The sequence below is a fragment of the Nocardia sp. AB354 genome (assembly GCF_049538315.1).
Taxonomy (GTDB): Bacteria; Actinomycetota; Actinomycetes; order Mycobacteriales; family Mycobacteriaceae; genus Nocardia; species Nocardia nova.
Window position 1 is genome coordinate 18,575 of sequence record NZ_JBMVFU010000027.1, and the last position, 11,916, is coordinate 30,490.

Consider the following 11,916-nt stretch of genomic DNA (forward strand, 5'->3'; position numbering starts at 1 on the left):
AAAAATCCATGATTCGCAGTGCAGCGGACACGAGGAGGAACTGTGGCTGCTCCGTCGATACCGGCCGGATTCGATTTCACCGACCCGGGACTGTGGGCCGAGAGAAGTCCGGTCGCCGAATTCGCGGAATTGCGGCGCACCGCGCCGGTCTGGTGGAACGCCCAGAGTGAGGAGCAGTCCTACCCGTTCGAGGATGCCGGCTACTGGGTGGTGAGCCGGCACGAGGACATCAAGGAGATCTCGCGCCGCTCGGACGTCTTCTCCTCGGAGAAGAAGGGTTCCATCATCCGGCTGCCCGGTTTCGCCACGCCGGAGCAGTTGTCGGTGACCAGCGCGCTGCTGGTGAACATGGATCCGCCCAAGCACACCAAGATCCGCCGCATTATCTCCAAGGGCTTCACCCCGCGCGCCGTGGAGAGCCTGCGGGCGGCATTGACCGAGCGGGCCGAGCGAATCGTGCGCGCCGCCAAGGAATCCGGCGGCGGCGATTTCGTCGAACAGGTGGCGTGCGAATTGCCGCTGCAGGCCATCGCCGAACTGCTGGGCGTCCCGCAGGACGATCGCCACAAGCTGTTCGACTGGTCGAATCAGATGCTCAATTACGACGATCCGGAATACGGTGATTCCGCGGTCGCCTCGGCCGAAATCCTGGGCTACGCGTGGAATATGGCCGAGGCGCGCCGGACGGAACCGTCGGGCGATATCGTCAGCCAACTGGTCAGCGCCGATATCGACGGCGAGGCATTGGGTTCGGACGAATTCGGATTCTTCGTCATTCTGCTCGCCGTCGCCGGAAACGAAACCACCCGCAATGCGATCACGCACGGGATGAAGGCTTTCGTCGACCATCCGGACCAGTGGGAGGTGTACCGGCAGCAGCGTCCGCGCACGGCGGTCGACGAAATCGTGCGCTGGGCGACTCCGGTCACCGCCTTCCAGCGCACCGCGACCGAGGATGTGGAATTGGGCGGGCAGCTGATCAAGGCCGGTGAGCGGGTCGGATTGTTCTACAGCTCGGCCAATTTCGACGAGGCGGCCTTCGACCAGCCGTTCGGCTTCGACGTGCTGCGCGATCCCAACCCGCATCTGGCCTTCGGCGGAACGGGCGCCCACTTCTGCGTCGGCGCCAACCTCGCCCGCCTGGAAATAGACCTGATGTTCAACGCCATCGCCGACGTGATGCCCGACCTGCACCAGATCTCCGACCCCCAGCGCCTGCGCTCGGGCTGGATCAACGGCATCAAACACTGGCAGGTCGAATACTCCTAGACCCGGGGAAAAGGGCTGGGGGACAACCGAGGGCCGCACGATCATTCGTGCGGCCCTCGATCGTGTGCGCGACATGCGTTGTGGCCCAGTATCATTCCCGGCGCAGTGGTTCGGCAACCGGTGTCGGTCACGCAGGCGCGCGGTGATCGGGCGCGCGGAGGCCGTCGAGCACGACGGCGATCAGAGGGTTCGGCGCGTTGCGCGCTCGGGCGCGGCGTTCGACCGTCGCCGCGCCGATGACCAGGTCGAGCACGTCGGCGACATCGATGTCGGGTCGTACGGCCCCTGCCTCTTTCGCCCGGGAGAGCAGGGTGTCGAACGACCGGATGAAGTCGTGCCGGAGCCGGTCGGGGATCGCTACGGCCGTGCCGCCGTCGTCGTCCAGCGCTTCGCACAGCGCCTGGTTGAGGGCGACCTCGCCGACGAGGTGGGTGAAGTAGTCGAAGAACGCGTCCTCCGGCGCGGTATCGGTGCCGGCGAGCAGGCGTGCTCGTTCGGTGAACTCCTCCACCCGGCCGACGACGACCGCCTCGAACAGTGCGGAACGCGTGGGGAAATGCCGGTACACGGTGCCGACGCCGACGCCCGCTCGGCGCGCGATCTCGTCGAACGACGCCGACGAGCCGTCCGCCGAGAGCATCTCCCGGGCGACCGCCAGTACCTGGTCCCGGTTGCGGCGCGCGTCGGCGCGCAGTGGCTTGGCAACCTGCCCCGCGTCCTTACCCATCGCTCGATCGTAGCCGCCACCGTTGCGAAACGGAGACGCCTCTCCGTATAGTGGGCAGAAGCGGAGAATAGTCTCCGTTTACTGCGGCTCGGCGGCGCGGTAGATCCGATGATTCGCTTACGGAGGGCTCATGGAGCAGGTTGTTTTCGTCATCGGCGCGACCGGACAGCAAGGCGGTGCGGTCGCCGATCGTCTCCTTGCCGACGGATGGCAGGTGCGGGTGTTGAGTCGTCGCCCTGACAGCGACAGGGCGCGAAGCTTGGCGCGGGCGGGCGCGCAGGTGATCGCGGGCTCGCTGGAGGACCCGGCGACGATTGACCGCTGCGTCGACGGCGCCTACGGCGTGTACAGCGTGCATCCCGGGCCGCTGGCCCCGGAGCAGGACGAGGTGAAGGCCGGTAAGGCCGTCACCGACGCGGCGGTGAAATATGGTGTGGCGCACCTGGTTTACAGCTCTGGCCTGGGTGCCGATCGCGGCGGCCAGCCGACCAAATGGGAGATCGAGCAGTACATCGCCGCGTCGGGCGTCTCGGCCACGGTGCTGCGGCCGAGTTCCTTCATGGAGAATCTGATCACGCAGTCCGCGACGGTTGGGATAAGCGACGGCGCGCTGCGCACCGCCGCCGCCGCGCACGTGCGTCAGCAATTCATCGCGCTCGACGATATCGGCGCGTTCACCGCGCTCGCCCTGCGGAATCCGAACGACTATCGCGGCCGGACACTGGAACTCGTCGGCGACGTGCTCACGCCGCCGGAGGTCGCCGCGCAGGTCGGCGCCGCCCTCGGGCGGCCGGTCCCGTACATCCAGCGCCCGATCGAGGAACTGCGCCGCATCAACGAACGATTCGCCCGCGGCTACGAACTGCTCAACAGCGGCGACGGTAGCATCCCCGACGTCGACGTCGACGAACTGCGCGCACTGCACCCGGGCTTGATGACCTTCCGGGACTGGCTCGACGCCAAGGGCGCGAAGCTGATCCGCCCCTTGCTCGACACCCGGCCTTGATCATCACCGAGGTGCGCCCTCGCGCTTGTCGGCGTCGACGATCGGGAACGGTGACCGAAGCTGTCAGCCGGTGACCGCCGGTTCACCGAAGACGTCACGGTGCCCGCGCGCGGTGTCCATGTATTCGCGAACCCGGTGAATCAGTCCGTCGCGCAGTTCGAACACGAAACAGTAGTCGTTGCTGTATCGATTTCCGTTCGCCAGCGTGGCAGTCATCGTCTCCTCCACGATCACCCGGTCGCCCTCGGCGTAAAAGCCGTGAAAATCCAGCGCGACATCGGCGACGAACAGGCGGGGAAAACCGTTCGCGATGAACTCCGTGATGGCCTCGCGCCCGATCATGTGGCTGGGAGCGTCCAAGGCGACCGCGGTGGCATTGCCCGCGGGCGCCAGCCATTCGGCGTCCGGAGTGAAGAATGCTGCGATCTGCTCGGCGTCGTGGCCGGCGAAGGCTCGCCAGGCAGCCTGAACCACGGTCCTGTTGTCCGGTGTCATGGCCCGGACCTTACCGTCGTGAACGACAGCGATCCGGCGGGAAATGGACAAGGTCATCGAGGTGGCGGGGAGCGTCGGCGGCCCGTGTTATCGGCTGGTCAGCCGAAGTGGCAGACGTAGTGCAGGGTTTCCCGCACCTCGATGTCGAACGAGCTGTCGCCGGGCACGGAGAACGATTCGCCGCCGCGGTAGGTCGTCGGCTCGGTCGCGCCGGGCAGTGTCACGGCGCACTCGCCCTCCACCAGTTCCATGATTTCCGGAGCGCCGGTGGTGAAGGTCAATGTCGACGGCAGGATCACGCCGACCGACTTCCTGGTGCCGTCGGGCAGCGTGAGGTCGTGGCTCACGCATTTGCCGTCGAAGTACACATTGGCCTTCGTGGCCACGCTGACGTTCTCGAACTGCGACATGGTCTCTTTCCCGGAGGTGACGTGGAGTAGTCAGCCTACTGACCGCGCCGATCGGCCCGGTGCGGCGGTCGCCGCCGCTGTCTCCCCGGCGGGATCGAGATGGGCGGCGACGAAGCGGGCCGCGGCGCGGTAGGCGGATCGGGATTCGGGCACGACGGCAGGTAGCGCGTGGAACACGTGCAGTTGCCCGGGCCAGGTGTGTAGTGAGCAGTGTGCGCCGGCGGCCCGCAGCGCCGTGGCGAGGGCGACGGCGTCGGCGGTGAAGAACTCGTCCCCGCCGACGTGAATCAGGGTGGGCGGCAGAGCCGTTCCCGCGACCGGCCGCAGCCGCTGCGGTCGCGCGGTGAACTGCGCGACCGCAGCGCGGGCGACGGCCGGGCCCAGCACGGTGTCACCATGGGCGGAGCCTGCGGCGGTATCCAGGGAGAGATCGGTCATCGGCGAGAACAGCAGCAGGCAGGCAGGGCGCGAATTACCCTGCGCCGCATGCGTGATCGCGAAGTCCGCGGCCAGATAGCCGCCCGCGGAATCGCCGGCCAGCACGATGCGGTCCGGACCGTAGCCCTGGGTCAGCAGCCATCGGTAGGCCGCCGCGACATCCTGCGGTGCCGCCGGATGCGGATACTCGGGAGCGAGCCGGTAGGCCGGCGTGAAGACCGGCAGCCGGGTGGCGGTGGACAGCCGCGAGGCGACGCCGCGGTAGGACCGGGGCGAGCCGGCCACGAACCCGCCGCCGTGTACGTAGAGCACAGCGGCGTCGTCGCGGGTGGCACGCGGTCCGCGCACCCATTCGCCCGGAACCGGGCCGTCGTCCACCGGGTCGATGCCGGTCCCGGCGAGTACCGGCGCGGCCGCGCGCATACCGTGCTCGAGCAGCAGGCGCGCGGCAGCGAGGGTGCGCCGGTCGACCGGGACGGCGGCGAGGACGGTGCCCACCCCGAGCAGTGCCGAGATCCGACGCAGCGCCCGGGCGGGGGGCGAGGCCGGCGCCGCGGTGACGGTGTGGTCTCCCGGGAACAGGCCGGCCGTGGCGAATTCCTCGTATTCGGCACGGTTTTCGCCGATCCGGCCGGTCACGGCCGGGCCCGCTGTTCGACGCGCCGCACCAGGTCGTGCATCCGCGCGTCGTTGGCCAGTCGACTGTCGAGCACGACGTTCACCGCGCCGCGCAGCAGGGCGTAGGGCTCCCAGCCGAGCGGCGCGACGGTGCGCGGTGCGCGGCGGGCGATGCCGTCGGCGATCACGGTGGCCGCCTCGGTCGCGCTGACCCGGACGTTGAGCGGCCACGGCAGCAGGTTGTCCAGTTCGTGGCCGAGGGGATCGCGATCGAGAGTGCTGCGCGTCATCTCGGTCTCCACCACGCCGAAATACGACACGCCCGCGCTCGCGCCGAACCCGGCCAGTTCCACCCGCAGGGCGCGGCCCAACTGCTCGACGGCGGCCTTGCTGATCATGTACGGCGATCCGGCCATCCCCGGTGCGAACGCCGCGCACGAGGAGACGACCACGACGTGTCCTCGATTGGCGACGATCTGGTCCAGCGCGGGATGCACGGTGTTGTACGCGCCGGTGAGGTTGATGGCCATCACCCGGTCGAACGCCGGCCCGGTCATCGTCCGCAGGGTCGCGGCCTCGGGCACGACCCCCGCGTTGGCGACCACGACGTCCAGGCGGCCGAAATGGTCGATCGCCCAGGCGATGGCGGCCTCCATACCCTCCCGGTCGGCGACGTCGGCCCCCACGCCGAGCGCGCGCGAGCCGAGATCACGCGCGGCGGTCTCGGCCGCGGCGGCATCGATGTCCACCACCGCGATCCGCGCGCCGCGCCGGTGCAGGATGGCGGCCAGTTCCCGGCCGATGCCCTGGCCGGCGCCGGTGATCAGCACCACCCGTCCGTTCACGTCGTAGCGCTCGCCGCCGCGACCGACGAGCCCGAGCAGTCCGCCGAGGCCGATCATGCGTTCACCGCGTAGGACTCGGCGTCGAAACCGGCTGTGCGGCGGCGGTATTCGAAACTCCAGTTGGGGTACAGGCCCGCGTTGCGGCCATCGGGGGTGGTGTAGTACGTCTGGCATCCGCCGGTGAGCCAGACCGTCGAGGTGCTGCGTTCCCGCATCTCCTCGACGAAGCGCTCCTGGACCTGCGGTCGCAGTTCGACCCGGCGCGCGCCCTTGCGGCGCATCGTGCGCAGGGCGTCGACGATGTAGGTGATCTGGGATTCGATCATGTAGATCGCCGACTGATTGCCCGCCGCCCCGAACGGGCCCAGGGTGCAGAAGAAATTGGGGAATCCGGCCAGTGCGATGCCCAGGTAGCTTTGCGGCTGCTGGTGATACAGCTGCGCCATCGTCACCCCGTCGCGTCCGTGGTAGCGCTCGAAGACCGAGGGGATCGGCTTGAAACCGGTGCCGAAGATGATGGTGTCCACTTCGTGCTCGGAGCCGTCACGTAGCACGATCGAGTGCGGCCGGACCTCCGCGATGGACTCGGTCACCACCTCCACGTTCGGCCGGTCCAGCGCCGGGAAGTACGCGTCGGAGAAGATCGCGCGTTTGCAGCCGATCACGTAGTCCGGGGTCAGTTTCGCGCGCAGCTCCGGGTCGCGCACCTGCCGCCGCAGGTGCCACTTGGACAGGGCCTCGTAGGGATGGCGAAAGCGCTTGTCCACCAGCGAGATCAGGCCGAAGGCCTCGATGGTGGCGTACCAGCCGCCGCGAATCGCCTTCTGCGCCATCGGCAGCGTGCGCAGTACCAGCCGCTCCGCGCCGAGCGTGGCGCGGTCCATGCGCGGCACGATCCACGGCGCGGAGCGCTGGAAGAGCAGCAGCTTGCCGACTTTCGGCTGGATCTCGGGCACGAATTGCACCGCGGACGCTCCCGTGCCGATCACCGCGACCCGTTCGCCGGTGAGGTCATGGTCGTGATCCCAGTGCAGCGAGTGAAAAGCATTGCCGGCGAACGTTTCCAGGCCCGGCAGCGCCGGATACTTCGCTTCGGCGAAGACCCCGGCGGCCGACAGCAGGAAATTGGCCGTGAGCGAGCCACGGGAGGTCTCGATCCGCCAGACCGACTCGTCCTCGTCCCACCGGGCGTCCAGCACCTCGGTGCCGAACCGGATGTGCCGGGCCACATCGAACCGTTCCGCCACGGAGCGGAGATAGTCGAGGATCTCGGGCTGCTTGCCGTAGGTGCGCGACCAGTCGGGGTTCGGGGCGAACGAATAGCTGTACAGGTGCGAGGGGACGTCGCACGCGCAGCCGGGGTAGGTGTTCGCCTGCCAGGTGCCGCCGAGGTCGTCCGCGCGTTCCAGGATCACCAGATTGTGGAAACCGGCCTCACGAAGTTTGACGGCCAGGCCGATACCGCCGAATCCGGCGCCGACGATGGCGATGCCGATGTGCTCGCGAGGTGTGTTCATCGCAGGTTCCTTCCGTGCGGTACCGCGATCGGCGTGGCATGCGCTTGTTCGGACAACGTTGTCCCTTCTCGGTGTCGGAGGTCGAGCGCTCAGAGGTCGAGCACGAGATCGTCGCCCGCCGCGCGGGAGACGCAGATCAGCATCCGGTCGCCGCGCTCGGCGCCGGACAGCAGGCGGTCGCGGTGGTCCACGGCGCCGGCGAGCACGCCGGTCTTGCAGGTTCCGCAGAATCCTTGGCGGCAGGAGAAGGTCACGTCCGGCGCCACGCGCCGAATCGCGCTCAGTGCGGTCTCGTTCGCCTCCACCCGCACCGTCCGGCGGGAGCGGGCCAGTTCGATCCGGAACGGCTTGCCGTCGGTGACGGGCAGAGCCGAGAACCGTTCGGTGTGCAGGGAGCCGGTGGGGTTCAGCTCGAACATGCAGCGCTGGGCGGCCGCGAGCATCGGCGGCGGCCCGCAGACGTAGACGGCCGCGCCGGGCTCGGCCCGCGCGATCAGGTCCGCGACCGCGGGCACGCCGCACTCGTCGTCCGGCCGGATCTCCGCATGCGCCGGCAGTTCTGCCAGGAACGGCATGGCCGAGCGGGTGCGGCCGGTGTAGATCAGTTGTCCGCGCGCGCCGGCCGCTGTGGCCATCGGCAGGATCGGGGTGATCCCGATGCCGCCCGCGAGGAACAGGTAGGACGGCGCCTCCACGAAGGGGAAGGCGTTGCGCGGACCGCGAATTCGCAGTGGGTCGCCCACTCGCAGCGTCTCGTGGATTTCCCGGGAACCGCCCTCCCCGTCCGCGATGCGGCGGACCGCGATGCGGTAGCGCTGCCGGTCGGCGGGGTCGCCGCACAGCGAATACTGCCGCTGCCGGCCGGACGGCAGGAAGACGTCCAGATGTGAGCCGGGACGCCAGCTCGGCAGCTCGTCACCGCCGGACGCGCGCAGCGTCAAGCCGGCCACGTCGTCGGCTTCCCGCTCGACGGACTCGACCACCATGTTCAGGTCGAAACCGTTGCGCCGCACCGGGTTCGGCCGCGACAACACCGTGGCGGCCGGTCCCGAGACGAACACGTGTTTGTAGACGTCGATGACGCCGCCGAGCACCCGCAGCCCGGCGGGCACGCTGGTCGCCGCGCGGGTCATCGCTGTGCCGCCCTGGCCGCGGGCGAGTGTGCGAGGTAGCGCAACGCCGTGTCCATCGGGCCGAGCTGGGAGGGATGGAATCCCGGCCGCAGGTAGCGCGGGATCTCGGTGAAGAACGTCGTCCAGCTCGGGATCACCTTGCGACGGGTCGCGCTGACGAATTGCCATCCCCAGAACCGGCCCTTGTCGGGCGATGGGTCCTTGCGATACATGTACGCGGCCGACAGCACGAACAGTGGCAGCAGCGTCGCACTCGCGACCAGCGCCGTCCGCGCTTTGCGGGCGTAGCTGCCGTCGACGTGCATGAACGCGTCGTACACGACGCTGCGGTGCTCCACCTCTTCGGCGCCGTGCCAGCGCACCAGATCGAGCATGGCCGGATGCATACCCTTCTGCTCGAGCACCTCGGCGTTGAGCAACCACTCGCCGAATACGGCGGTGTAATGCTCCATGCCGGCGAACAGGCCCAGCCGTTCCTTGAGCCATTCCTCCTTGGCGCGGCCGGTCAGTCCGTGGTCGCCGAGGATGCGATCGACGGCCCAGCCGATCGCGCCGATGTAGGAGTCGACGTCCAGCCCGATCGACTGCAGGTGCGTGCGAGCGGCCTCGTGGGTAGCGGCATGCATGGTCTCCTGTCCGACGAATCCGGTCACCTCCTCGCGGAGCCGTTCGTCGTCGATGTAGGGCAACGACTCGGCGAGGGCCTGGGCCATCGCCCGCTCACCTTCCGGCAGCAGCAGGTGCATCACGTTGACGATGTGGGTGGCCAGCGCCTCACCGGGGATGTAGTGCATGGGCACGGTGGCGAAGTCGAAGTGCACGTCGCGCGCGTTGATCGCATGCGCCTCGTCGCGGTAGGGGCGCCTCGTCGCGCCAGCTGTCGAAGCCATACACGGAACGTACAGCGCAACATTTTCTATTGCAATGTTGCGCGCAACATTTTCCTCGAGAATGTTGCAAGGGGTGGTCCCTCTGTTAGCGTGGACAGTGTGATCAGCGCGTCGAAAACGGCCTCTACCCGGGACAATGTCGCCGATGGCGTGGAAGCGCGCATCCTTGACGCGGCATTGGTCCGGTTCCAGAAGGTCGGCGTCAAGAAGACCACCATCGAGGACATCGCTCGCGAAGCGGGCGTCGACCGGGTCACGGTCTACCGGCGCATGGGCTCCCGCGACGACGTGGTGCAGGCGGTGGTGAACCGCGAAGTCACCGCCGTGCTCACCGATGTCGCCGAGATTCCCGAGCGCCATGACACCGTCGAGGACCTCGTGACCGACGTCTTCGTCACCGTCCTCACCCGCTGGCGGACCAACCCGCTCGTCGAGCGCATGATGGCCCTCGAGCCGGAGCGGGTCATCATGAAGCTGACCGCCGAGGGCGCCACGACCTTCGCCATGTGCGTCTCCGCGACGGCGGCGGTCTTGCAGCGCGCGGTGGATCGTGGGCTACTGCCCGACGCACCCGACCTGCTCACCCGCGCCGAATTGCTCTGCCGCATAGTGCATTCCCTCATCCTCGCGCCGTACTGTGCCGGAGAATTCCACAACGACGAAGAACTGGCCGCCTTCGCTCGCGTCTACCTGATCCCGCTCGTCAAGGGGTGAGCGAGGCCGCCACGGTAAGGGTGTCACGGCCGAGGGCCGCACGATCGCTCGTGCGGCCCTCGGCGCGTATATGACTGTGCGGCAGTTGTTTCAGTGACCGCGTTTGATCCATTCCGACAGGTGCGGCGCCTCCGTGCCGATGGTGGTGGAGTCACCGTGTCCGGTCAGTACCGTGGTATCCGCGGGCAGATTCAGCAGGCGGGTGCGGATGGATTCGATGATCGTGGGGAAGCTCGAGAACGAGCGGCCCGTCGCGCCGGGTCCGCCTTGGAACAGGGTGTCGCCGGTGAAGACCGTCTTCTCCGAGGCCAGGTACAGGCTCACCGCGCCGGGGGAGTGGCCCGGTGTGTGCAGGACCTCGATCTCACTGCCCGCCACCGGAATTCGCTCCCGATCATGCAGCGGTTCGTAGCGGGTGTCGGGGTAGAGGGCACTCCACAGCACCTCGTCGGCCGGATGCAGCCGGATCGGGGCGCGCAGCGCCTCGGCCAGTTCGGTGGCCACGTTGATGTGGTCGTTGTGGGCGTGGGTGCAGAGGATCGCGCGCACCGTGCGATCGCCGACGGCCGCGATGATCGGCTCGGCCTGGTGGGCGGCATCGATCACAATGGCCTCACGGTCGTCGCCGACGACCCAGACATTGTTGTCGACATCCCAGCTGCCGCCGTCCAATTCGAACTTTCCGGAGGTGACGACGCGGTCGATCCTCACAGCGTCACCACCGATCGCAGCACGTCACCGTGGTGCATGGTGGTGAAGGCCTGCTCGACCTGGTCGAGGGTCACGCGCTCGCTCACGAACCGCTCCAGCGGCAGCCGTCCCTGGCGGTAGAGGTCGAGCAGCATCGGGAAGTCGCGTTCCGGCAGGCAGTCGCCGTACCAGGAGGACTTCAGCGAGCCGCCGTGCGAGAAGAAGTCGATCAGCGGCATCTCCAGTTGCATATCCGGCGTCGGCACGCCGACCAGCACCACCGTGCCGGCCAGATCGCGCGCGTAGAAGGCCTGCTTCCAGGTTTCCGGCCGCCCGACCGCGTCGATCACCACGTCGGCGCCGAAACCGCCGGTCAATTCCTGCACCCGCTCGACCACGTCAGCACCGGCCTCGAGGGTGTGGGTGGCGCCGAGTTCCTTGGCCCACTCCAGCTTTCGCGGATCGCGGTCGATGGCGATGATGGTGGTGGCGCCCGCCAGCCGGGCCCCCGCGATCGCCGCGTCACCGACGCCGCCGCAGCCGATGACCGCGACCGAATCGCCGTAGCTCACCCCGCCGGTGTTGATCGCCGCCCCCAGTCCGGCCATCACACCGCAGCCGAGCAGTCCGGCCACGGCGGGATCGGTCTCCGGGTCGATTACGGTGCACTGTCCCTCGTGCACCAGGGTCTTGTCGGCGAAGGCGCCGATGCCCAGAGCCGGGGTCAGTTCGGTTCCGTCGGCCAGCGTCATCGGCTTGCTCGCGTTGTGGGTGTCGAAGCAGTACCACGGCTTGCCGCGCTTGCAGGCCCGGCACTGGCCGCACACCGCGCGCCAGTTCAGCAGCACGTGATCGCCGGGCTGGACGTGGGTGACGGCATCGCCGACCGTTTCCACCACGCCGGCCGCCTCGTGGCCGAGCAGGAAAGGGAATTCGTCGTTGATGCCGCCCTCGCGGTAGGTCAGATCGGTATGGCACACCCCGCAGGCCTGCACCCGCACCACCACGTCGTGCGGGCCCGGATCGGGGATGACGATATCGACGATCTCGACCGGGGCGCCCACACTGCGGGCGATGACGCCGCGAACCTTCTGGGACATGGAATCTCCTTTACGCGTCGGGGGTGCCGGTTTACCTTACGGGTCAGTGTATGCCCGCATCGAC

The 11,916-nt window shown here is 68.3% G+C and carries 13 protein-coding genes; 3 read left to right on the forward strand and 10 right to left on the reverse strand.

The window, feature by feature from the left end:
- Window positions 1–42: 42 nt before the first annotated feature.
- A complete protein-coding gene (locus ACPCUW_RS29220) occupies window positions 43–1,269 on the forward strand; it encodes a cytochrome P450 (RefSeq protein ID WP_423428402.1) in 1,227 nt (408 codons plus the stop codon).
- A 127-nt stretch (window positions 1,270–1,396) separates the two neighbouring features.
- Here the strand turns inward: ACPCUW_RS29220 and ACPCUW_RS29225 are convergent, their stop codons facing one another.
- Complete coding sequence (locus tag ACPCUW_RS29225) at window positions 1,397–1,996, reverse strand: TetR/AcrR family transcriptional regulator (protein ID WP_423428404.1); 600 nt, start codon at window positions 1,994–1,996, stop codon at window positions 1,397–1,399.
- A gap of 130 nt (window positions 1,997–2,126) precedes the next feature.
- Here ACPCUW_RS29225 and ACPCUW_RS29230 point away from each other — a divergent pair, with 130 nt between their 5' ends.
- Window positions 2,127–3,002, forward strand: coding sequence for an NmrA/HSCARG family protein (locus ACPCUW_RS29230; RefSeq protein ID WP_423428406.1), 876 nt, complete (start codon window positions 2,127–2,129; stop codon window positions 3,000–3,002).
- 63 nt (window positions 3,003–3,065) lie between these two features.
- Here ACPCUW_RS29230 and ACPCUW_RS29235 read toward each other — a convergent pair whose 3' ends face one another.
- The 7 genes from ACPCUW_RS29235 to ACPCUW_RS29265 all read right to left on the reverse strand — a co-directional run bounded on the left by ACPCUW_RS29235 (window position 3,066) and on the right by ACPCUW_RS29265 (window position 9,348).
- Window positions 3,066–3,497 (reverse strand): nuclear transport factor 2 family protein, encoded by a 432-nt coding sequence (locus ACPCUW_RS29235; RefSeq protein WP_063014572.1) that lies wholly within the window; start codon window positions 3,495–3,497, stop codon window positions 3,066–3,068.
- A gap of 98 nt (window positions 3,498–3,595) precedes the next feature.
- Window positions 3,596–3,907 carry a pyrimidine/purine nucleoside phosphorylase gene (locus tag ACPCUW_RS29240; protein ID WP_063014479.1) on the reverse strand — a complete coding sequence of 104 codons (312 nt, stop codon included), beginning with the start codon at window positions 3,905–3,907 and terminating at the stop codon, window positions 3,596–3,598.
- A 30-nt stretch (window positions 3,908–3,937) separates the two neighbouring features.
- Window positions 3,938–4,984 carry an alpha/beta hydrolase gene (locus ACPCUW_RS29245; RefSeq protein ID WP_423428408.1) on the reverse strand — a complete coding sequence of 349 codons (1,047 nt, stop codon included), beginning with the start codon at window positions 4,982–4,984 and terminating at the stop codon, window positions 3,938–3,940.
- Complete coding sequence (locus ACPCUW_RS29250) at window positions 4,981–5,865, reverse strand: short-chain dehydrogenase/reductase (protein WP_423428409.1); 885 nt, start codon at window positions 5,863–5,865, stop codon at window positions 4,981–4,983. Before ACPCUW_RS29250 ends, ACPCUW_RS29245 begins: the two co-directional genes overlap by 4 nt.
- Window positions 5,862–7,325 carry a flavin-containing monooxygenase gene (locus tag ACPCUW_RS29255; RefSeq protein WP_104362849.1) on the reverse strand — a complete coding sequence of 488 codons (1,464 nt, stop codon included), beginning with the start codon at window positions 7,323–7,325 and terminating at the stop codon, window positions 5,862–5,864. The genes ACPCUW_RS29250 and ACPCUW_RS29255 overlap by 4 nt, the downstream gene beginning before the upstream one ends.
- An 89-nt stretch (window positions 7,326–7,414) precedes the next feature.
- Window positions 7,415–8,458, reverse strand: coding sequence for a PDR/VanB family oxidoreductase (locus tag ACPCUW_RS29260; protein WP_423428412.1), 1,044 nt, complete (start codon window positions 8,456–8,458; stop codon window positions 7,415–7,417).
- Complete coding sequence (locus ACPCUW_RS29265) at window positions 8,455–9,348, reverse strand: metal-dependent hydrolase (protein WP_030515749.1); 894 nt, start codon at window positions 9,346–9,348, stop codon at window positions 8,455–8,457. The genes ACPCUW_RS29260 and ACPCUW_RS29265 overlap by 4 nt, the downstream gene beginning before the upstream one ends.
- Before the next feature lie 99 nt (window positions 9,349–9,447).
- Between ACPCUW_RS29265 and ACPCUW_RS29270 the strand changes: the two genes are divergently transcribed.
- Complete coding sequence (locus ACPCUW_RS29270) at window positions 9,448–10,062, forward strand: TetR/AcrR family transcriptional regulator (RefSeq protein ID WP_030515750.1); 615 nt, start codon at window positions 9,448–9,450, stop codon at window positions 10,060–10,062.
- Between the two features lie 90 nt (window positions 10,063–10,152).
- On the opposite strand, the gene ACPCUW_RS29275 is transcribed toward ACPCUW_RS29270, so the two are convergent.
- Both ACPCUW_RS29275 and ACPCUW_RS29280 read right to left on the reverse strand, forming a co-directional pair.
- Window positions 10,153–10,773, reverse strand: a complete 621-nt coding sequence (locus tag ACPCUW_RS29275; protein WP_423428414.1) for an MBL fold metallo-hydrolase — start codon at window positions 10,771–10,773, stop codon at window positions 10,153–10,155.
- Window positions 10,770–11,852, reverse strand: a complete 1,083-nt coding sequence (locus tag ACPCUW_RS29280; RefSeq protein ID WP_423428416.1) for an S-(hydroxymethyl)mycothiol dehydrogenase — start codon at window positions 11,850–11,852, stop codon at window positions 10,770–10,772. Before ACPCUW_RS29280 ends, ACPCUW_RS29275 begins: the two co-directional genes overlap by 4 nt.
- Between the last annotated feature and the right edge of the window lie 64 nt (window positions 11,853–11,916).

What these genes read in the sequence shown, in the direction of transcription:
- ACPCUW_RS29255 (WP_104362849.1), bottom strand. Translation starts at nt 7,325, where the DNA reads ATGAACACACCTCGCGAGCACATCGGCATCGCCATCGTCGGCGCCGGA.
- ACPCUW_RS29240 (WP_063014479.1), bottom strand. Translation starts at nt 3,907, where the DNA reads ATGTCGCAGTTCGAGAACGTCAGCGTGGCCACGAAGGCCAATGTGTAC.
- ACPCUW_RS29235 (WP_063014572.1), bottom strand. Translation starts at nt 3,497, where the DNA reads ATGACACCGGACAACAGGACCGTGGTTCAGGCTGCCTGGCGAGCCTTC.
- ACPCUW_RS29230 (WP_423428406.1), top strand. Translation starts at nt 2,127, where the DNA reads ATGGAGCAGGTTGTTTTCGTCATCGGCGCGACCGGACAGCAAGGCGGT.
- ACPCUW_RS29250 (WP_423428409.1), bottom strand. Translation starts at nt 5,865, where the DNA reads ATGATCGGCCTCGGCGGACTGCTCGGGCTCGTCGGTCGCGGCGGCGAG.
- ACPCUW_RS29225 (WP_423428404.1), bottom strand. Translation starts at nt 1,996, where the DNA reads ATGGGTAAGGACGCGGGGCAGGTTGCCAAGCCACTGCGCGCCGACGCG.
- ACPCUW_RS29280 (WP_423428416.1), bottom strand. Translation starts at nt 11,852, where the DNA reads ATGTCCCAGAAGGTTCGCGGCGTCATCGCCCGCAGTGTGGGCGCCCCG.
- ACPCUW_RS29265 (WP_030515749.1), bottom strand. Translation starts at nt 9,348, where the DNA reads ATGGCTTCGACAGCTGGCGCGACGAGGCGCCCCTACCGCGACGAGGCG.
- ACPCUW_RS29260 (WP_423428412.1), bottom strand. Translation starts at nt 8,458, where the DNA reads ATGACCCGCGCGGCGACCAGCGTGCCCGCCGGGCTGCGGGTGCTCGGC.